Annotated in this window: 15 protein-coding genes; 4 read left to right on the top strand and 11 right to left on the bottom strand. The window is 73.1% G+C overall.

From position 1 onward, the window contains the following. Positions 1-34: 34 nt before the first annotated feature. The 8 genes from gatA to mnmA form a co-directional block, all read right to left on the bottom strand. Positions 35-1,531: an Asp-tRNA(Asn)/Glu-tRNA(Gln) amidotransferase subunit GatA gene (gene gatA / locus ACFYL4_RS16920; RefSeq protein WP_387519133.1), complete on the bottom strand. Its 1,497-nt coding sequence runs from the start codon at positions 1,529-1,531 to the stop codon at positions 35-37. Beyond that, on the bottom strand, positions 1,532-1,831 hold the full coding sequence (gene gatC, locus ACFYL4_RS16915) for an Asp-tRNA(Asn)/Glu-tRNA(Gln) amidotransferase subunit GatC (protein ID WP_191274162.1): 300 nt from the start codon (positions 1,829-1,831) through the stop codon (positions 1,532-1,534). It abuts the gene before it with no gap. Positions 1,832-1,976: 145 nt separating this feature from the next. After that, positions 1,977-4,016: a putative bifunctional diguanylate cyclase/phosphodiesterase gene (locus ACFYL4_RS16910; RefSeq protein ID WP_387519132.1), complete on the bottom strand. Its 2,040-nt coding sequence runs from the start codon at positions 4,014-4,016 to the stop codon at positions 1,977-1,979. 236 nt (positions 4,017-4,252) lie between these two features. Then, positions 4,253-6,463 carry an NAD-dependent DNA ligase LigA gene (gene ligA, locus ACFYL4_RS16905; RefSeq protein WP_387519131.1) on the bottom strand — a complete coding sequence of 737 codons (2,211 nt, stop codon included), beginning with the start codon at positions 6,461-6,463 and terminating at the stop codon, positions 4,253-4,255. A gap of 120 nt (positions 6,464-6,583) precedes the next feature. Then, the gene (locus ACFYL4_RS16900; RefSeq protein ID WP_387519130.1) at positions 6,584-7,687 is read right to left on the bottom strand and encodes a methionine synthase; all 1,104 of its coding nucleotides are present in this window, start codon (positions 7,685-7,687) and stop codon (positions 6,584-6,586) included. A gap of 38 nt (positions 7,688-7,725) precedes the next feature. After that, complete coding sequence (locus ACFYL4_RS16895; protein ID WP_387519129.1) at positions 7,726-8,376, bottom strand: HAD family hydrolase; 651 nt, start codon at positions 8,374-8,376, stop codon at positions 7,726-7,728. Between the two features lie 35 nt (positions 8,377-8,411). Continuing rightward, complete coding sequence (locus ACFYL4_RS16890) at positions 8,412-8,969, bottom strand: DedA family protein (protein WP_387519128.1); 558 nt, start codon at positions 8,967-8,969, stop codon at positions 8,412-8,414. Between the two features lie 133 nt (positions 8,970-9,102). After that, complete coding sequence (mnmA, locus tag ACFYL4_RS16885) at positions 9,103-10,212, bottom strand: tRNA 2-thiouridine(34) synthase MnmA (RefSeq protein ID WP_357758716.1); 1,110 nt, start codon at positions 10,210-10,212, stop codon at positions 9,103-9,105. A gap of 130 nt (positions 10,213-10,342) precedes the next feature. Between mnmA and ACFYL4_RS16880 the strand changes: the two genes are divergently transcribed. From ACFYL4_RS16880 to ACFYL4_RS16870, 3 genes are all read left to right on the top strand, one after another. Continuing rightward, positions 10,343-11,527, top strand: a complete 1,185-nt coding sequence (locus ACFYL4_RS16880) for a DUF695 domain-containing protein (protein WP_357758713.1) — start codon at positions 10,343-10,345, stop codon at positions 11,525-11,527. 106 nt (positions 11,528-11,633) lie between these two features. Then, the gene (locus ACFYL4_RS16875; RefSeq protein WP_387519127.1) at positions 11,634-12,749 is read left to right on the top strand and encodes a hypothetical protein; all 1,116 of its coding nucleotides are present in this window, start codon (positions 11,634-11,636) and stop codon (positions 12,747-12,749) included. A 219-nt stretch (positions 12,750-12,968) separates the two neighbouring features. Then, on the top strand, positions 12,969-14,735 hold the full coding sequence (locus ACFYL4_RS16870) for a hypothetical protein (protein ID WP_387519126.1): 1,767 nt from the start codon (positions 12,969-12,971) through the stop codon (positions 14,733-14,735). A gap of 78 nt (positions 14,736-14,813) precedes the next feature. Here ACFYL4_RS16870 and ACFYL4_RS16865 read toward each other — a convergent pair whose 3' ends face one another. Beyond that, positions 14,814-16,925, bottom strand: a complete 2,112-nt coding sequence (locus ACFYL4_RS16865; RefSeq protein ID WP_387519125.1) for an ATP-binding protein — start codon at positions 16,923-16,925, stop codon at positions 14,814-14,816. 346 nt (positions 16,926-17,271) lie between these two features. Between ACFYL4_RS16865 and ACFYL4_RS16860 the strand changes: the two genes are divergently transcribed. Further along, positions 17,272-19,632: a tetratricopeptide repeat protein gene (locus ACFYL4_RS16860; protein ID WP_387519124.1), complete on the top strand. Its 2,361-nt coding sequence runs from the start codon at positions 17,272-17,274 to the stop codon at positions 19,630-19,632. 5 nt (positions 19,633-19,637) lie between these two features. Here the strand turns inward: ACFYL4_RS16860 and ACFYL4_RS16855 are convergent, their stop codons facing one another. Together ACFYL4_RS16855 and ACFYL4_RS16850 are read right to left on the bottom strand one after the other, a co-directional pair. Then, positions 19,638-19,940 (bottom strand): putative quinol monooxygenase, encoded by a 303-nt coding sequence (locus ACFYL4_RS16855; protein WP_387519123.1) that lies wholly within the window; start codon positions 19,938-19,940, stop codon positions 19,638-19,640. A 176-nt stretch (positions 19,941-20,116) separates the two neighbouring features. Further along, on the bottom strand, positions 20,117-20,431 hold the full coding sequence (locus tag ACFYL4_RS16850; RefSeq protein WP_357758697.1) for a hypothetical protein: 315 nt from the start codon (positions 20,429-20,431) through the stop codon (positions 20,117-20,119). Positions 20,432-20,871 lie beyond the last annotated feature (440 nt).

Below are 20,871 nucleotides of genomic sequence, written 5' to 3'. Positions count from 1 at the left end.
GGTCGGGTGTGGCGGGCGCTGCCCGGGGCCGCGTCTAGGAGACCGCGTAGGGGCTGCGCGCGATCAGGGCGCCGTCCCGTTCGGTCAGGGCGCGCTCGACGGCGGCCGCGACCCGGTAGGTACGGTCGTCGGCGAGCGGCGGGGCCATGACCTGGAAGCCGACCGGCAGGCCGTCCTCCGGGGCCAGGCCGCACGGCACCGACAGCGACGCGTTCCCGGCCAGGTTGGACGGGATCGTGCACAGGTCGGCCAGGTACATGGCCATGGGGTCCTCGGCCCGCTCGCCGATCGGGAACGCGGTGGTCGGTGTGGTCGGCGAGACCAGCACGTCCACGTTCTCGAAGGCGGCGTCGAAGTCGCGCTTGATCAGCGTGCGCACCTGCTGGGCGCTGCCGTAGTAGGCGTCGTAGTAGCCGCTGGACAGGGCGTAGGTGCCGAGCATGATCCGGCGCTTGACCTCGGGGCCGAAGCCCTGCGCGCGGGTCAGCGACATGACCTCCTCGGCGCTGCGCGTACCGTCGTCGCCCACCCGCAGGCCGTACCGCATGGCGTCGAAGCGGGCCAGGTTCGAGGAGGCCTCGCTGGGCGCGATGAGGTAGTAGGCGGACAGGGCGGCGTCGAAGCTCGGGCAGGAGACCTCGACGACCTTGGCGCCCAGGGACTCCAGCAGCTCCACGGTCTCGCGGAAGCGCTGGCGCACACCGGGCTGGAAGCCGTCGTTGTCCAGCTCCTTGACGACGCCGACGCGCAGGCCCTCGACGTCACCGAGGCGGGCGGCGTCGACCACCGGCGGCACGGGGGCCTCGATCGAGGTGGAGTCGCGCGGGTCGTGGCCGGAGAAGGCCTCCTGGAGCAGGGCGGCGTCCAGCACGTTGCGCGCGAACGGGCCCGGGGTGTCCAGGGACGAGGCGAAGGCGATCATCCCGTACCGGGAGGAGCCGCCGTAGGTGGGCTTGCCGCCGACCAGACCGCACACGGCGGCGGGCTGGCGGATGGAGCCGCCGGTGTCGGTGCCGGTGGCCAGCGGAGCCTCGAAGGCCGCGACGGCCGCCGAGGAGCCACCGGAGGAACCACCGGGGACGCGGGCGGTGTCCCACGGGTTGCGGGTGATCTGGTAGGCCGAGTTCTCCGTGGAGGAGCCCATGGCGAACTCGTCCATGTTGGTCTTGCCGAGGATGACCAGACCGGCCCCGCGCAGGCGCTCGGTGACGGTGGCGTCGTAGGGGGGCTGCCAGCCCTCCAGGATCTTCGACGCGGCCGTGGTCGGCATGTCCTTGGTGGTGAACACGTCCTTGTGCGCGACCGGCACGCCCGCGAGGGGGCCGAGGTCGGCCCCGGCGGCGCGCCGGGCGTCCACGTCGCGCGCCTGGGAGAGGGCGGTCTCGCGGCGCACGTGCAGGAAGGCGTTGATGTCGCCGTCGACAGCCTCGATGCGGTCGAGGTAGGCGGTGGCGGCCTCCACGGCGGAGACCTCACCGGCCTTGACGGCGGCGCCGAGTTCGGCGGCGGTGAGCCCGATGACGTCGCTCATCTACTCTTCCTCCCCAAGGATGCGCGGCACCCGGAAGCGCTGGTCCTCCACCGCGGGGGCACCGGCCAGGGCCTGCTCGGGGGTGAGGCCGGTCCGGGCCTCGTCGGGGCGGTAGACGTTGGTCAGCGGCAGGGCGTGCGAGCTCGGCGGGATGTCGCCCTGGGCGACCTCCTGCACCTTGGCCACGGCGGTGAGGATGTCACCGAGCTGGGCGGCGAGCGTGTCGAGCTCGCTCTCGTCGAGCGCCAGCCGCGACAACCGGGCGAGGTGCGCGACCTCATCACGGGTGATGGCGGTCATCAGGTGAGAACCGTTTCTTCGGCGGACGGGTGATCAGGACAATCCTATGGTCCCGCCACCGGTCCCGGTGCCGCTCCCTCGACCGGGACCCCCGCACCGGCGCGACCACCGGTCGGGCGGGATCGGGCCAGTGCCCCCCCCCGGCCTACTGGACGGGCGTTCCGGTGTCGTGGGCGGCCACCCAGGTGAGAACGTCGCGGGCGGCCATCGGGCTGGCGAAGTAGTGCCCCTGCGCGGAGTGGCAGCCGGTCTCGCGGGCGGCCTCGGCCAGCTCACCGGACTGGACCCCCTCGGCGACCGCGCGCATCCCCAGCGCCCGCACCAGGGCGATCGCCCCGCGCACCACCGTGTGGCCGCTGGCGGTGCCGTCGACCAGGCGGGCGGTGAACGACTCGTGGATCTTCACCTCGTCCAGCGGCAGACCCGCCAGCTGGGCGAGGGTGAAGTGTCCGGTACCGAAGTCGTCGAGGACCAGACCCACCCCCAGCGCGCGCAGCCGTCCGACCGCCGCGGTGGCCGCCTCGGGGTCCTCGATGAGGGTGCGCTCGCTGATCTCCAGGACCAGCTGGTCCGGCGGGACCCCGTGTTCGCGCAGGGCGGCCGCGACCGCCTCGGGCAGGTCGGGGTCCAGCAGCTCGCGCACACCCAGGTTGACCGCCACGGGCAGGTACAGCCCCTGGGCGCGCCACACGGCCGCCCGGGCCAGGGTGATGTCGAGGACCTGTCCGGTGAAGGCCCGGAACAGGTTGGAGTGCTCGACCACCGGCATGAACTCGTCCGGGGTGAGCAGTCCGCGTACCGGATGCCGCCAGCGGGCCAGTGCCTCCAGGCCCACGGGCCGGTCGTCGGCCAGGCTCACCTTGGGCTGGTAGTGCATCTCCAGGGCGCCCTCGGCGAGACCGCGGCGCAGTTCGCTGTACATGCTCAGCCGGGCGGTGGAGTTGCGGTCCTTGCCCGGGTCGTAGCACTCCACCCCCGTACGGTCGGCCTTGGCGACGTACATCGCGACGTCGGCGCGTTGCATGAGGAGCTCGAAGTCGGGGGCGTCGTCCGGGTACAGGGCGATGCCGGTGCTCACCTGGAGGTCGAAGTCCATGCCCTCGAGGCGCACCGGTTCGGCCAGCGCCCCCTTGAGACGCAGCGCCACCTCGCGCGCGGTGTCGGCGTCGCGCACCTGCGGGAGCAGGATGGCGAACTCGTCGCCTCCCAGGCGGGCCACCAGGTCGCTCGGTCGGACGCTGTGGATGAGCCGCCGGGACAGGGTCTGGAGGAGGCGGTCGCCGGTCGGATGGCCGAGGGTGTCGTTGACCTCCTTGAACCGGTCCAGGTCGAGCAGCAGCAGGCCGACCCTGCGGCCGCGCTGGTGGGCCTGGTCGATCTCCCGCCGGGCGCGCACGGTGAGGAGCTTGCGGTTGGCCAGGCCGGTGAGTTCGTCGTGGTTGGCCTGGTGGTCACGTTTCACCAGCAGCAACGCGCTCGTGTAGAGGGCCCCGAGGGGGAAGGCGAACAACGGCACGTAGAGCACCGAGTGGGTCATCGCGATGACGATGAGCGGCGAGAGGCTGAGCAGGACCGCGTTGACGTACACCTGCTGTCCCAGGCCCTTGAACATCACCTGGCGCATGGGGACGCGCTCGTGCATGGCCACGGCGCACAGCACGAGGACCCGGTTGACGACGAACGACGCGGTTCCGGCCAGGGCCACCCCCACCAGCTCTCCTCCGGCGGGTACCCACGGGGTCGTGACGATCTCGGGCAGCGTGAGACGCAGGACGGCGTCGGCCACCCCCAGCGAGAGGACGTACTGGGCGGCGTTGAAGGCGGTGCGGTGGGGAGCGTGGCGGCGCGCCACCCCGGCGACGACGGTGGCGACGCACTGGAGGAGGGCGGCCACGGGCAGACCGTAGAAGATGACCAGCGCGAACGTGAAGGGCAGCGAGGTGGGCGCCCCGCTGCCGGGGGCCTGCCCCGGCATGGCGATGGGCCGGAGCTCACCGAGGATCACCATGCACAGCATCACCCAGACCAGCGGTTCCCTGGCCAGGTTGACGAGCTGCTCCAGGCCCAGTTCGACGCTGGACACGCCGAGCAGCGCCGCGCCCGCGACGGTGGCCGCCGCCATGTAGAGCCAGAGCGGCGTCCCGACCCGCGGACCGATGTCCCGGGTGCTGATGGGGTCCTTCATCGGCGTCCTCGTGACTCAAGACCGTCATCCCGAATAGGGCTCTGTCCGTATCCGGTGGTGTTGTCGCACAGCTTACGGGGTTTCGTCACCAACTGTCGCACCACGTGAACTATCCGTGAAACGAATCGTCCGGGAGTAGGGGTCGGGGCCCGTACGGGGCCCGCCCCGTACGGGCCCCGGGAGGCGCCCCCGTCCGTGACCGGGGCCGGGCGCCGCACCCCGCCCCGGTCGCGCCCCTAGGATTCCGGGGCCTCTTCCACGGGGTTCAGGCGCAGCCCCTCCGCGGCTTCGGGACCGGACTCCAGCAGCACCCGGAACCCGGCCTCGTCGAGCACCGGGACACCGAGCTTCACGGCCTTGTCGTACTTGGAACCGGGGGCGTCCCCCACCACCACGAACCCGGTCTTCTTCGACACGGAGGAGGTCGCGCGGCCACCGTTCTCGGCCACGGCCTCCTTGGCCCCGTCCCTGGTGAACCCCTCCAGGGAGCCGGTGACCACGACCGTCACGCCCTCCAGCACCCGGGAACCCGGCTCCTGGCCCTCGTCCTCCATACGCACACCGGCGGCCGCCCACTTCCGGACGATCTCGGCGTGCCAGTCGACGGCGAACCACTCGTGGATGGAGCGGGCGATGGTCGGACCCACCCCGTCCACCGACGCCAGTTCCTCCTCGGAGGCGGCGCGGATCGCGTCCATGGACCGGAAGTGGCGGGCCAGGTCCTCGGCGGCGCGCGGACCGACGTGCCGGATGGACAGGGAGACCAGCACCCGCCACAGCGGCTTGTCCTTGGCCTCCTCCAGCTGCTCGAACAGCTTCTCGACGGTCTTCTTCGGCTCGCCCCGCATATTGGCGAAGAACGAGACCACCTTGGGTTCGCCGGTCCTGGGGTCGGTCTTGGGCTCGGTGGTGTCCGGGTCCAGGACGTGCGTGCGGATCGGCAGCAACTGCTCGACCGTGAGGTCGAACAGGTCGCCCTCGTCCCTGAGGGCGGGCTCGGCGGGCTCCAGCGGCTGTGTGAGGGCGGTGGCGGCGACGTACCCGAGCGCCTCGATGTCCAACGCCTTGCGCCCGGCGATGAACGCGACACGCTCGCGCAGCTGCCCCGGGCAGGACCGGGCGTTGGGGCAGCGCAGGTCGACGTCGCCCTCCTTCTGCTGTCCCAGTTCGGTGCCGCACTCGGGGCAGCGCTCGGGCATCACGAACGCGCGCTCGGTACCGTCGCGCCGGTCCGTCACCGGGCCGACGATCTCCGGGATGACGTCGCCCGCCTTGCGCAGCACGACGGTGTCGCCGATGAGCACGCCCTTGCGGGCGACCTCCTGGGCATTGTGCAGGGTGGCGAACTCGACCTCGGAACCGGCCACCACGACCGGCTCCATCACCCCGTAGGGGGTGACGCGCCCGGTGCGGCCCACACCCACCTTGATGTCCACCAGCCGGGTGGTGACCTCCTCCGGCGGGTACTTGTAGGCGATCGCCCACCGGGGCGCGCGGCTGGTGGAGCCCAGCCGCCGCTGGAGGGAGATGTCGTCCACCTTGACCACGATGCCGTCGATCTCGTAGGCGGGGTCGTGCCGGTGCTCCTGGTAGTACGCGACGTACTCGCGCACCTCGTCCATGGTGGCCACGACGCGGTACCGGTCGCTGAGCGGCAGCCCCCACTCGCCGAGCAGGGTGTAGGCCTGCGACTGGCTGGTGAAGACGGTGTCCTCGGACCCGGCGGCGGGCGTGTGGGCGCCGACGCCGTGCACGATCATCGACAGCGGCCGCGTGGCGGTCACCCGGGGGTCCTTCTGACGGAGCGAACCGGCGGCGGCGTTGCGCGGGTTGGCGAAGGGAGCGTGGCTGCCGTCGGCGGCGATGCGCTGGTTGAGCCTCTCGAAGTCCTCCACCGGCAGGAAGACCTCGCCCCGCACCTCCAGCAGTTCGGGGGCGGGGCGGACACTCTCGTCGAGCTGCTCGGGGACCACCCCGATGGTGCGGACGTTGAGCGTGATGTCCTCGCCGACGCGGCCGTCGCCCCGGGTGGCGGCCCGGACCAGGCGTCCCCGTTCGTAGACGAGGTCGACCGCCAGGCCGTCGATCTTGAGTTCGCACAGGTAGGCGTCGACCGGTACCTCTGCGGAGGCGCGGTCGGCCCAGGCGGTGAGCTCCTCCGCGTCGAAGGCGTTGCCGAGGCTCTCCATGCGGACGAGGTGTTCCACCTCCGCGAAGTCGACGCTGATGGGCGCGCCGACCTTCTGGGTCGGCGAGTCCTGGCTGACCAGGATCGGGAAGCGGTCCTCGATACCGCGCAGTTCGAGCATGAGCCGGTCGTACTCGGCGTCGGAGACGATCGGGGAGCCCAGGTAGTACCGGTAGCTGTGGTCGTCCAGCTCACGGCACAGCTCGGCGTGGCGGGCGCGTACCTCGTCGGGGACGGTGGTGTTGTCGGGCGCGCTCACTGCTGCCTTTCTTGTCGCTCTCACGGGGCCGGATCGGGGGGACGGGACGGCGGCCTTCTCGGGGGTGGTGCGGGCGCGTGGTCGGCCGGACCCGGCGCGGGGCCGGCGACCCCGCGGACGCTACCTACGGGGTTCGTCCCGCAGGACCCGGGCGCCGCTCCGGGCCGCTTCCAGGGCGGCCCTGGCGTGCCGGGGGGAGGCCCCCGCCAGACCACAGGTGGGCGTGGTGACGACCACCCGGGACAGCAGGTCAGGGCTGAATCCCAACCGGTTCCACAGCTCTCTTACGGGGTCGACGATAGCCGCCGGGTCCGACATTGCGGTGGACCCGCCAAGAGCGGTCGTGGCGACGCCGGGAGCGGCTTCGAAGGTCCGGGAGGCCACGGTCGCGGGCGGGTCCGTCGAGGGGACGACGCCGAGCAGGAGCCCGACCTCCGCCTCCACCGCGTCACCGATCATCTCGTCGTGCGCCCGTCCGAGCAGGCGCGCGTTCAGGCTCAGGGCACGGGCCCCGCTGCGGCGCAGGAGGTCGACCGGCACCCCGGCCGCGCAGCAGTGCGCCGCCGGAACGGCGCCCGCGTCGGCGATCGCGGCGAAAAGGGTGCGCAGGACCCCTTCGACGCGGACCCGGTCCACGGCGGGCAGGACACCGAGGCCGCTGGCGGTGGGAAGGACGCCGAGGAGCACCGAGGGCAGGGAGGGCTCATCGACCTGGACGAGAACCCGGGCCCCGGGCACGCGTCGGCGCACGTCGGCTATGTGGGCGAGGACGCCCTCCAGGTGGGACTCGGCGAGGTCGCGCCGGGCGCCGGGGTCGGAGACCACGCGTTGGCCGTTGCGGAGCTCGATCGCGGCGGCCAGGGTCCAGGGCCCGGCGACCTGGATCTTGAGCGGGCCCTCGTAGGTGTGGAGGTGCTCGGTGAGCGCGTCCAGGTCGTAGGAGAGGAAGCTGCCCGCACGGGCGAGGTCGCGTCCGGGGGTGTCCACGACCCGCCACCCGGTGGGCTGGACCTCGACGGGGAGGTCGACGAGGAGGCCCGCGGCGCGGCCGATCATGTCGGCCCCGGCTCCCCGTGCGGGAAGCTCGGGCAGGTGCGGGAGGTCGGGGAGTTCGCCCACGAGGGTCCGCATGGCCTCGTCGGGGTCCTCTCCCGGCCAGGAACCCACTCCGGTGGCGGACGCGGCGGGCCAGGGCTGGGGCTGGTGTTGACTCACGTTGCCCAAGGTTAGGGCAACCGGGACCGCGCGGCCGGGTCGTGGGGTCAGGGGGTGCTCAGGACGAGTTCCCCCCGGGTGGTCTCCAGCGCGCAGAAGGTGAGGTTGTCGATGAGTTCCGTGGCGCCCAGGCCCTCCAGTTCGGTGCGGCCGTGCGAGGTGGCCACGGCCAGCACCGCGGCGCCGCTGGCCAGACCCGCGCGGATTCCGGCGGGGGCGTCCTCGACGACCAGGCACCGCGCGGGGTCGAAACCGAGCGCGGCCGCGGCCCTCAGGTAGCCCTGGGGGTGGGGTTTGCCCTTGGTGACGTCGTCGGCGGTGACGAGTACTTCGGGGACGGGCAGCCCGGCGGCCTCCAGACGGGTGCGCATGAGTCGGCGGGAGCCGGAGGTGACGGCGCCCCAGCGGCGGGAGGGAAGAGCGGTCAACAGCTCACGGGTGGCGGGCAGGGCGGTCACGCCGTCGAGGTCCGCCAGTTCCAGTTCCTCGAGTTCGGCGGCGGCCTCGGCCACCTGCTCTTCGGGGAGGAACAGGGCGATGGTGTCCTCCGAGCGTCTGCCGTGGGAGACCGCGAGGATCTCGTCCGGGTCGATGCCGTGGGCCTCGCCCCACAGGCGCCAGGTCCGTTCGACCGCTCCGGTGGAGTCCACAAGTGTGCCGTCGATGTCGAAGAGGACGGCGTCTACGGAGATACGCATGCCCCCACGCTAGAGGGCGCGGGGACGGGGTCGGTTCAGACGCGGCGGGCGTCCGCCGCTCCTGGGTCGGCGCCCTCGCCGACGGGGCCCGGCCCGGCCTCCCCCGCTCCGGGCTCGGGGCGGCCGCGGCGTACCAGGCGCGCCCGCGCCACCAGCGCGGCCACCGCGACGGCGGCGGCCAGGACGACGCCCACCGCCGTCCACGGCGACTTGAGGAACAGCTCCATCCAGGTGCCGACCAGTCCGGCGATCACCACGCCCCACAGGCCCGCCCAGGCGAGCCCGCCCACAAACACGGCCGCGAAGTAGCGGGGGAAGCGCATGCGCACGGCACCGGCGGAGAGGTTGATCGCCGTCTGCATGCCCACGGTGAAGAAACTGAGGGTCACCACGGGCGCGCCGTAGCGGTCGATGCGCCGTTTGGCGGCGTCCAGCTTGGGGCCGAGCCGCCGTCCCAGGCGGCTGCGGGCGACCCCGGCGCCCAGCCCGCGGCCGATCCAGTAGGTCGCGGGAGCGCGCAGGAGGATCACCACGAGCAGGGTGCAGTAGATGACCCAGAAGGGCTGACCCTCGAGAAACGCGAACTGCGGCATGGACCGGACCCCTTCAACACCGTGACCCCACAACTTTGCATTGCCTTACCTAACTTCAGCAAGGGTCACCGGCGAGAAAACGAGTGTTCTATGTCCTTGTGTGACGTTTGCGCACGCTGTCGGCGCCCCTCCGTCACGCCGACGCGGCCCCCGCCTCCTCGGAGTCCGTCGAGCGCGCGGTCGACCGGATCGTCGCCGAGCCCAGCACCGTGTCGCCGTCGTAGACCACCACGGCCTGCCCCGCCGCCACGCCCCGGGCCGGCTCGGCCAACCGGACCACCAGCTCCGGACCGTCACCGGTCTCGCGCTGCACGACCGTGGCCGGGTACACCTCGCCGTGCGCCCGCAGCTGGACGTGGCACTCGGTGGGATCGGTCAGCGGGCCGCCACCGCTCCAGACCGGCCGCGTCCCGACGATCTCGTCCACCCGCAGCGCCTCGCGCGGGCCCACGGTCACCGTGTTGTTCACCGGTTCGATGGAGAGCACGTAGCGCGGGTTCGGCGCGCCGCCCAGCCCCAGGCCCTTGCGCTGGCCGATCGTGAACGCGTGCGACCCCTTGTGGGTGCCCACCACGTTGCCGTCCTCGTCCTGGATCGGCCCCGGTCTCTCCCCCAACCGACGGTTGAGGAACCCCGCGGTGTCACCGTCGGCGATGAAGCAGATGTCGTGGCTGTCGGGCTTGTCCGCCACCGACAGGCCGCGGCGCTCGGCCTCGGCCCGCACCTCCTCCTTGGTGCAGTCCCCCAGCGGGAACATCGCGTGGCCGAGCTGCTCGGCGTCGAGCACGCCCAGCACGTACGACTGGTCCTTGCCCTCGTCGACGCTGCGCACCAGGCGACCGTCGACCTTGCGGACGTGGTGCCCGGTCGCGACGGCGTCGAAGCCCAGCGCCACGGCGCGGTCCAGCACCGCCTCGAACTTGATCTTCTCGTTGCACCGCAGGCACGGGTTCGGGGTGTTGCCCGCCTCGTACTCGGCGACGAAGTCCTGGACCACCTCGCGGTCGAACTCCTCCGACATGTCCCACACGTAGAAGGGGATGCCGATGACGTCCGCCGCGCGGCGGGCGTCGTGGGAGTCCTCCACGGTGCAGCAGCCCCGGGCGCCGGTGCGGTAGGACTGTGGGTTCTTGGAGAGGGCCAGGTGGACGCCGGTGACGTCGTATCCCGCCTCGGCCACGCGGGCCGCGGCTACCGCGGAATCGACCCCGCCGGACATGGCGGCCAGTACACGCAAAGTCATAACGCCCTCCAGCCTATGCGCCCCTCGGAGGAGGGCGCCACGCACGAGGCGTCGGGGCGGCGCGCTCCGGGACTCGCCCCGGCCCGGGGCGGGGCGAGGGTGGTGGTCCGGTTCTGCGAAAATCATGGGCATGGCTCTGTTCCGTCGTCGCCGCTCCGCCGACTCCACCGACTCCACCGCCTCCACGGCCGCCGTCACGGCCTTCTGGGACGCCTGGCCCACCGTGCGCTCGCCCCTGGCCGAGTCCGTCGAGTCCGACACCCCGGTCTCCGCCGAGGTGTCCGAGCGGGTCTCCGCACTGGTCAAGGCGGTCCACCCGGACCTGGACTGGGAGGTGGGCCGCGCGCCCCAGCCCCAGGGAGGGCTGGAGGACCTCGACCTGTCCGCCGACGTCGACCCCGCCAAGCTCCTGGAACAACTCGCCGCGCTGGACGACCCCTCCAAGCTCACCGACGCCCCCTCCTACGCGCTGACCCTGCGCCCGGGCGCCTCCGAGGAGGCGCGCATCCAGTCCGAGCGCTGGTCCCGATCGGCCCCCGGGGACTCCGAGTGGCGGTTCCAGCCGGTCCGCCCCGCCGACCACGACCGGCTCGGCACCACGGTGCGCTGGGACGACCACGAGCTGGACCTGTCCCACGTGTCCGTGTCCATGCGGGTCAACCAGGGCACCGGCCGGATCGAGGTGGGCGTCTACCACCCCGACAACATGTTCCTGTCGGGCGAGACCCGCCAGGCCGTCGCCGAACACGTCGCGCTGCTGGCCCTGGGCGAGGACCAGTACGTGCGCTGGGTCGGCGCGGTGACGTCGCTGGACGAGCGGCCGATGGACCCGCTGCCACCGACCTCCATGCCCTCCGTCGCCAAGCAGATGGGCGACCTCCTCGGTGGGACCGACGGCTGGCTGACCCTCCACGGCAGGCTCCCCCTCCAGGGGCCGATCGAGGTCCAGCTCCGCCACCCCGTCACCCGCCGGGACTTCCCCGCGCTGTCCCTCTTCGTCCAGGTCCTGGTGCCGTACGCGGACGCCGACGCCGACCGGCTGCCGCAGGAGACCTCCGTGGTGTCGCTGGCCGACCTGGAGGCCCGGTTGTCCGGCCTGCTCGGTGAGAACGGCGCCCTGTTCATGCAGCAGACCGTGGCCGGGCAGCGGATGTACATCTACTACCTGGACCCGGACTCCGGCGTGCTGCCCGAGTTCGAGAACCTCCTCATGGACTGGCCCGAGGGCAAGGTGCAGCTGCGTACCCAGCTGGACCCCCGGTGGCAGCAGTTCCACCAGGCCAGGCGTCCGTACGTACGCAAACTGGGACACTGACGGCAATCGGGGCCGGGCCGGGTACCGGTCTCGGCCCCGACGTCTGGCGCCCGAGCGAAGACAGGCGTAACGTGGCGTCCCCGCGCAGGAGGATGGTTCGGGTCTGATGGACGGCGTGCTCACGCGAACGGCCACGGGCCGGCCCCGGGTCGCCGCGGTCGGCGCGCTCCTCGCCGTGTGCCTGGTGGGCGCACCTCTGATGTCGTTGTTCCCCGGCGCCGTGTGGAACCTGGCGCTGAGCCTGGACACCGGCCGACCGGAACTGGCCACCCTGCTGGTCACCCCGGTGGCGGTCGGCGGCACGGTGCTGATGGTCCTGTTCGTCGCGGCCGTGCTCGGGCTCGCCGGGATGCCCCAACCCACCCCGTGCGCCTGCCTGGTGGCCGGGACCTCGCTGGCCACGCCGCTGGTGATGGCACTGCAGTCTCCCGTGTTCCGACCCGTGCCCGGCGACGCCCCAGCGAACGCCATGGCGGTGAGTGCCGTCGTGGCCACCTCCGCGCTGGTCGCGTGCGCGGTGTTCGGCCGGGGGCGGGACCACGGCGGCGTCCTCTCCGGTGTGGCCGTGGCCGCCGCAGGACTGATGATGCTGCCGCTGGCCGCCGAACACACCCGCGACCGGTCCACCGAACAGCGCTCGATCAGTCAGATCCACGGGTTCGGGCACACGATCGCGGTCCTGGACCACCCCCGGTGGGACCCGGTCCGGGTCCACGAGGTGCACGGCGGTCTGCGCATGACCTACGTGGCCGAGGACGCGGACGGCTCCCCCTCGGCGGTGCCCGAGCGGGGGGTGCCGCCCCACGACGCCGACGCGGAGCCGCCCCGCGAGGCGCCGACCGCCGAGGACTCGCCGACGGTCGGGGCGGTCTCGGCGGGCCCGGGGGTGGGGGCGGACCGGAGCGGGGAGAGCTGGCCCCGCGCGCTGCACGTGCTGAGCTGGACCTCGGAACAGAGCGCGGAGGGACCGCGCAGCGGATGCGGATACCCCGGGGTGGAGTGCACCGAACGGGACGAGATGGTGGTGGTGCACCGGGGCATCGACAGTCGGTGCGGACCGCGCCTGAGCGAGGTGCGCGTCCGCCTCGACGACGGGTCGGTGGCGAGTGTGCACCCCAGCAGCGCGGTCGCACCGGAGGTGCTGTTCGCCGTGGCCCGCACGCTGCGCGCCGAGAACGACGGCGAGCGCTCCGCCCTCGTCGAGGAGGTCCTCCGGGGCTAGCTCGGAGCCCGGGGGAGGCGACGTCCGTGGAGCCCGGGGGAGGCGACGTCCGCCGGGCCCGACGGCGGACAGCTCCGGCGGCGCTCACGGCGGTGGCCACTTCCGGACCGGCCGGGCGGAGGGGCCCGGGGCGGGCGGAGGGGCCCGGGGCGGGCGGAGGCCGCCGCGCACCGGCCACTACCCTGGTCCGACACGGTTCCCGAACGCTGACAGGACCCGATGACACCCCCCGCAACCCCGGCAGGACCCGACCAGAGCCGCGGGACCGCGCCGTCCGCGCCCGCCGGAGCCGCGGCCCGCTACGCGCGGGCCAACTGCGGTCCCGAGGCGCACCGCTGGCAGACCTTCCCCGACGCCACCGTGGTCCTGGCCCTGGCCCGTACCTTCACCTCCGCGGTCCGGGTCCTGGAGGCCCTCGCGGTCTTCCGGGGCGACACCCGGGTACGCGTGCTGTTCGCCTTCGACGGCACGTCCGCGTTCAACGCCGGGACCGAGGCACTGCTGGAAGGGGTCGAGGCCGGGCTCATCCCCTGGAGCGAGCGGCTGTCGGTGGAGCCGGGTCTGGTGGTGACCGCGACCGAGAACGCCGACCTCGACTCCTTCGCCTGCCCCGTCGTGGTGCTGCCGCACGGCATCGGATTCCAGAAGTACGTGCCGGACCACCGCACGCACGAGGTGCGGCTGTCGGGCGTGCCCCGGCCCGAGTTCCACCACGCCGACAACATCCACCTGGTCCTGTCCCACCCGGCCCAGCGGGAACAGCTGCGCGCGGCCCGCGTCCCCCTGGCCGAGCACGCCCAGGTGGTGGGCGACCCGGCCCACGACCGGCTCGTGTCGGGCGCGCGGCTGCGCGACCACTACCGCTCACACCTGGGGGTGGGGCCCGACCAGCGTCTGGTGGTCGCGACCTCCACGTGGGGGCCGGGCGGGCTGCTCGGCAGCCGCCCCCGCCTACCCGGGGCCCTGCTCGGCGCGCTCCCCCACGACGACTACCGTGTCGCGGCCGTGGTGCACCCCAACGTGTGGTTCGCGCACAGCCCGTGGCAGGTGCGGCACATGCTCGCCGACGCCTTGGACGCCGGACTGCTGCTCATGCCCCCAGAGGCCGGCTGGGGCGCCGCCCTGGTCGCGGCCGACTGCGTGATCGGCGACCACGGCAGCGTCACCCTCTACGGGGCGGCCCTCGACCACCCGGTGCTCCTGGGCGCCCTGGGCGAGGAGTCGGTGCCCGGAACGGCCGTGGCCGAACTGGCCAGAACCGCCCCCTGGCTGGGCGGTGAGGGGCTGCGCGCCCAGGTCGAACGGGCCATCGACACGCACGTGCCGGGGCGGCACCGCAGGGCCCTCGACCTCGCCTTCGCCCACAAGGGCCAGGGCGGGCACCGGCTCACGTCACTGCTGTACCGGTTGTTGGAACTGGACCCGCCCGAGGGCGCGGACGTCGACGGGACCGGGCGGGCGCTACCGGTCCCCGAACCGGACCCGTCGAGCCACCCGCCCCGCGCCTTCGAGGTGCACGGGACCGTGGAGGTCTCCGACGAGGTCGTGATCGAGCGCTTTCCCGCCGCGACGCGGGCGGTCCCGAGCCCGCCGAGGGGTGGCATCCGCCACCTGGCCGTCTACGAGACGGAGCGGCGCCACGGCCTGGTCAGCGCGGCCTCCGTGATCTGCCGCGCCTCGGACGGCGGGCGGGACGAGGGATGGCTGGAACGGGCCCTGGAGCGACACGCGGGCGCCTTCGCCAGCGCCGCGCCCGTGTCGGGGGGAACCCTGGTACTGCTGCGGGACGGACGCCGCTTCCTGGTACGCACCGACCCCGAGACGGAGCCGGTACTGGCGGCCGCCGTGCTGTACACGGCGTTGCGTGCCCGGGTGCGGATCGACGGTCCCGACACCGGACTCAAGGTACGCAGCGGAGCGCGCCGCTGGGCCTGCGTGCTCACCCCCGTCGAAGGTGTGCCGCCGGACCGGGGCGCGCGTCCCTGAACCGGCTCCGGGCGCGGGGCGGCGAGCGGTCGCGGAACCGGCTCCACGGCCGTCCCGTGGCCGGCCCCGGTTCTCGGGTCACTCCCCGAGGCGGTCGGCCAGCTCCCGTGCACGCGGGCTGCCAAGGGCGCGGAAGTGCCGTTCGGCCTCCTCCAGGTGGGTACGGGCCTCCCCGGCCGCCCCAAGCCGTTCGTAGTGGTCGGCCAGAAGCTCGCGCGCCTCGGCCTCGTAGTAGTGCCAGCCACCGGAGCGCAGTCGCCGCACCGCCGCCAACAACGTGTCGGTCGCCTCCTGGGGGCGGCCCGCCGCCGCGTGGGCGCTGCCCAGCCAGACGAGCCCCCGGGCCACCATCCGGTGGTCCGGCTCGTCCAACGCCGTCAGCCGTTCGATGGCGTCCCCGATGTCGGCCGCAGCCGCCTCCGCCCGCCCCGCCGCCAGGTGGGCGTTGCCCCGGTAGAGCACGCCCAGTGCCTCCCCCCGCACCGAGTTGGGGTCGTCACTGGCGCGGTTGGCCTCGACGCAGCGGTCGAAGGCGGCCACCGCCGCGTCCGGGTCCGCCGCCGTGAGGTGGCGTCCCCGGAACTCCCACACCGAGGCGCGCAGCAGCGGGTGCTCCAACCCGGCGGCCAACTCGACCGCTCGGTCGAGCCGTTCCCCCGCCTCCGCCAGGCGGCCGAGGTCGGTGAGGGGGCGTGACGCCAGGGAGCTGAGCCGGGCCTCGGCCGCCGCGTCCCCGGCCAGACGGGCGGAGTCCGCGCCCAGGGTGGCGGTGACGGCCCAGTCGTGCACGAAACGGTGGTCCAGGTACAGGGCGGTCGCCAGCTCGGCCAGCCGGTGGGCGTGGCCGTGCAGGCCCCGCTCGGCACTGTCGACGACCGTGGCGAGCAGTGTGGGGCGTTCCCTCAGGAGCCAGGCTCGGGCGTGCTCGGTGTCCCCTCGGAAGGGGTCGGTCTCCCCGTCGAGGAGCGCGTCGAGGTCGACGGTGCGCAGCCGCTCGCCCCGCGCGGCGCGTTCGGCGAACCCGATCCGGACCAGGTAACCGTCGAGGAGTGCCACCAAGCGGCGATGCCGTTCCTCCGGTGAGTCCTCGGCCTCCGCCCGGTCCCGGGCGTGTGTGCGGATGAGGTCGTGGCGGAACCGCAGGGCCGAGCCGTCGGTCTCCTCGACGACGTTGGCGGTGACGAGTTCGTCGAGGGCGGCCGTGTCGCCGACGACGGGCAGGAGGTCGTGGTCCAGGAGCGCTCCGGGCCACTCCCCCAGGGCTCGGTACAGGCAGGCGGCTCCGGGAGACAGGGCCTGGTAGGAGGTCTGGAAGATCACGTCGAGGTTCCTCCGGGGGTCGCCGATGGCACGCAGGGTGGAACGGGTGCGTCGGACCTCGGCCGCGAGGTCGGCGGCGGTGCCCGGACCCGACCGGTAGAGTCGGCCGCCGACCAGCACGATCGCCAGCGGCAGCCCGGCGCAGACCTCGAGGAGCTGGCCGACCGCGGCGGGGTCCTCCCGGGTGAGGTCGATCGAGGCACGGCTCTCCAGGAGGCCGCGCGCGGGCTCGGCGGAGAGGGGCACCAGGGGTCGGGACTGGGCTCCGGTGGAGTCCTCCTGGAGCTCACCCAGGTCGGGGCCGTCTCCGGAGACCAGCACGAGGCTGCCGTCGCCTCCCGGTACCAGCGCCCTGACCTGGGCGGGCTCCCAGGCGCCCTCGACCACCACGAGGAGCCGGTGGCCCCGCGTCCGGGTCAGGTACTCCTTGGCGCGCAGGGCGGGGTCACCGGGGATCGCGGCCGTGTCCACGCCCAGGGTGCGCAGGAACCCGGTGATGGCCTGGTCGTGGTCCTCATAGTGGCCCCGGCGGTATTCGAAGCTGAGCTGGCCGCCCGTGAAGTACTCCCGCTGCGCCTCGGCGACCTTGCGGATGAGGGTGGTCTTGCCGATGCCGCGAGGGCCCTCCCAGACGACCACGCGCGGTGCGGACGCCGAGTCCAGCGAACCGCTGATCCAGTCCAGAAGGGACTCGCGGTTGACGAAGTCGTGCGGGGGCGACTTGACCTGCATCGGACGCTCCCGTTCCGGCTCCCGGTGGCCCAGGCTCACGCTGACGTCCCGGAACCTCTCCCCCTGGAATGTCACCCCGTGGACGTCCCCGCCCACCGATGAGCGTGTGTGGCGCGGCCCGGGGGTGTCGGCGTTCATACCTCTCCTGAGGGGTCAAGGGAGTCAGCACGGAGCGACTTCGGAAAGTCCCGGTCACCCTATCTACCGGCTTTCGTGGCGGAGCACACAGCGGTGGCCGCTTCCGGACAGGCGGGCGCGCGCCCGCGTTCACGAAGGGTTCACCCGCGTCCCCGCAGGCACGGCACCGCACCCGCGAAGCACTGACCTGGTATAGCGCAAACGATGGGGTTGACTCCCCTGCGTGAGGGGAACTGGATCGACCGAAACCCCTTTGCCCCTGGGGTTCCCCGATCCCGATCGGGGCATACGACACGTAAGCACGCTGAGCGCGCGACTCCCTCGGACCCCGGGAAGGGTGTGGCTGTTGAGCTCTGGCCACGAACACGGCAACGGCACGGCCGGGGCGGACGACCCGCGAGGTCGACGCCCCGACCACCCCGTCCCCCCAGGAGTTCCCACCACCGGAACCGACTTCCACACCAGCCGAAACCCGGTGAACTGGCCGATCAGCGTAGGGCTGGTACCCGAGCCCGCCGAACACCTCCGCCGCCGTGCCCTCTCCGACCCGCTCGACGCGGTCCTGGGCGGCTTCGGAACACCGTCCCCGCACCAGGTGCTGTGCGGCGCGAGCGGCGTCGGCAAGACCCAGCTGGCCGCCCACCACACCCGGGCCCTGCGCGACCACCCGGTCCCGCACCAGCGCCCGGAGGTCGTTCTGTGGGCGGACGCCGCCACCCGGGACGGCGTCGTCTTCGCGTACGCACAGGCGGCGCGGAGGCTCTTCGCCCACGTCCCGGACGACGCCGAACTCGCCGCCGGGCAGTTCCTCTCCTGGCTGCACGACCCCGTGGACGCCTCGGGACGCCGCTGGCTGGTGGTGTGGGACGACCTGACCGAACCGGCGCAGGTCCAGGACCTGTGGCCGCCCACGGAGCGCCCGCACGGTCGGATGATCGTCACCAGCCGCCACGCACCCGTCGTCCACGGCCCGCACACGCACACCGTCGGGGCGTTCTCGGCGGCAGAGGCGGACGGCTACCTGCGCGCCGCTCTCGTGGAGGCGGGTATCGCCCACACCGACGCCGAACTGCGCCCGCTCGCCGCAGCCCTGGACCACCTGCCCCTCGCCCTCTCCCAGGCGACCGCGTACATGGCCGACCTCCACCTCACCCCGGCCGCCTACCTGGCCCTCTTCCACCGGCGCACGGCCGCACACGCGGCGTCGTACCCCCAGTGGGACACGCGCTCCCCCGTCGCCGCCACCTGGGAACTGGCCGTGGAACGCGCCGACGCCCACCGTCCCGAGGGGGTGGCCCGCCCGCTCATGGGCCTGATCGCCCTCCTCGACTCCGCGGCCACCCCCGAACAGGTCGCGGTCTCCCGCCCGATCCGCAACTACCTGGGGCGGCGCACCTTCCCCGCCCGGACCCTGACCCGCCACGAGGTGCGGTTGGCGCTGGCCTCCCTGGAGCGCCTCAACCTGGTCGCCCGCGACACCCCGCTGGTGATCGGCGCCCACCACCTCACCCAGCGCGCCACCCTCGAACACACCCGCACCCGCCCCACCCGGGAGGCCGTGCGCGCCATCGCGGACGGCCTGGTGGACGTGTGGCCGGACACCGCGCGCGACTCCGCGCTGGGCCGTCGGCTGCGCTCGAACACCGCCGTGCTCCGCGAACGCACGGCGGGCCGGGTGCGGGTGTGGAGCTGGCTGTGGGAGGAGGGCATCCACCCCGTGCTGTTCCGCGCGGGAAGCGGACTGGACTCCTCCCGCGAGGTCGAGTGGGCCGTGACGTACTGGGAGGTGCTGGCCGAGGCGGTCGCGCACACCCTGGACCCGGCCCCCGCCGACCGCCCCGAACACACGGGCCACTTCTTCCGGCACGGCGCCCAGGGCGGAGTGCCCGCCGTCACGGACCCCCTCGCCTACTGGACGGGGGCCAGCGCCGACCTGTCGCAGGCCCAGCGGGCCTTCGAGAACCTGTACGAACGCCAGCTGCGGGTGCTGGGCCCCGACCACCTGGACACCCTGCGCACCCGCCACGGCCTCGCCCACCTCCGCGCCCAGGCCGGGGACACGGCCGGCGCGGTCTCCCGGTACCGGGAACTGCTCGCCGACCTGGACCGCGTGGTGGGCCCGGACCGGGTGGAGACACTGAGCACGCGCGGCAACCTCGCCGTGTGCTATGCGGAGGCAGGCGACCTGCCCACCGCGGTGCGGGCCTCCCGCGCACTCCTCGCCGACCAGCGTGAACACCTGGGGCCCGACCACCCGAACACCCTCAGCACCCTGCACAACCTCGCCCACTGGAGGGGGATGGCGGGCGACCCCGAGGGCGCGGTGAACGGGCTGCGGGAGCTGGCGGCGATCCAGACGCAGGTGCTGGGCGAAGACCATCCGAGCACCCTCACCAGCAGGCACAACCTGGCCTGTTGGCAGGCACGGGCGCACGACGCGGTCGGCGCCGTGCACGCCCTGGAGACACTGGTGGCGGACCGTCGGCGCGTCCAGGGTCCGGAACATCCCGACACCCTGTCGAGCCTGCGCCAGTTGGAGCGGCTACGCCGCGAACAGCGGGCCCGTGCCCACAGCGAACCGGGCGACCGGCAGCCGGACCACAGCGGCGCCCGCGAGGACGGGGCCCACGGCAACGGGGGCAATCACGAGGTCGACCCCAACGACGAACCCACCGGCCCGCAGGCCCTCAACCAGTCATGGATGTGAGCCGTTCAGTCCCGCAGGGGCGAGCCGACCACCGTGAAGCGCTCGCCGCCCACGCGTCCGGTCAGTCGCGGGCGCGCCTCGGCGATCGCGGCACGAACACCCTCCAGGTCCAGGGAGGCCCGGTGTGCCCGCTCCGACTCCCAGAGCTCGACGACGTACACGGTGTCCGGGTGGTCGTCGTTGACACCCACCTCGTAGAGCAGGCACCCGGCGGCGCGGAGCTCGGGGCCGGACCGGGTGAGCAGGGCGACCACCTCGTCCCGCCCGCCCGTGACCGTTTCCAGGGTGGTGACGTTCGCGAAGGTCATGGCAGGCACACTACCGACGCGTCGTCCACGGCACGGGGCCAGACACGACACACGCGTGTCCGACGACGCATCGTGGCCTCGCCAAGGGTCCGGACCGGAGTACCCCCGGTACCGGGGCCACGTGTTCCGCCACGCGGGCATCCGCCCGGGGAGGGAACCCGCCCGGGGGAGGCGTCTCAGAGCCGGTACTCGGCCCGCAGCCGCGCGGCGAGCCTCGGGTACTCCTCCAGGATCTGGTCCTGTTCGGCCGCGGTGAACCGGGAGACGGTCTTCTCCACCTCTCCGTGGTAACGCCACAGGCGGTCGAACTCGCCCCACTCCAGAGAACCGCGCTGAGCTCGGTGCCGCAGGCCCTGGTAGATCAGCCGCACCTCGGTGACACAGCTGTCGAGCCGGTCCCGGCGCTGCACCCGGGCGACGTGTTCCCGGTACTTGCGGTCCCGGTCCCGCTGCCTGGGGGTCCGGCCGTCGTTGTCGGGCTCAACGTCCATTGATGTCCGCTCTCTCCTGGGCTGGGAGCGCGCAGCGTCCCACGTGGTCTACGTCCCCGTCGTTCCTATACCGCTTTCGGCCCCCGGAACAGAGAAAACACGAGATCGAAGCCGACCCAGAACATTCCCGCCACCCCGCGGACACCGGGCGTACCAAGGATGTTCCCACCCCAATCGGACACGCCGTGCGGCGCCCCTCCCCCACGGGCCGCGGGACCGACACGTCGGCTCGGGAAACGTCGGGGACGGGCGGTTCACCGTGGGGAGTCGTCCTGCCACGCCGGACACCGGCGGAGGACGACAGAGAAGGGGCAGGGGGTCACAGCGATTCAGGACACCTCCCGCCACTTTCAACTTATAGCTCACCCCAGGGCTTGCCGCAAGACCCCCCTCGCCCCTCACAATGGTCGACCGTGAGCAGAACCAACGACACGGGGGAT

The organism is Nocardiopsis sp. NPDC006938, from assembly GCF_042869555.1.
Lineage (GTDB): Bacteria > Actinomycetota > Actinomycetes > Streptosporangiales > Streptosporangiaceae > Nocardiopsis.
This window is presented reverse-complemented; position numbering and strand designations above follow the sequence as displayed.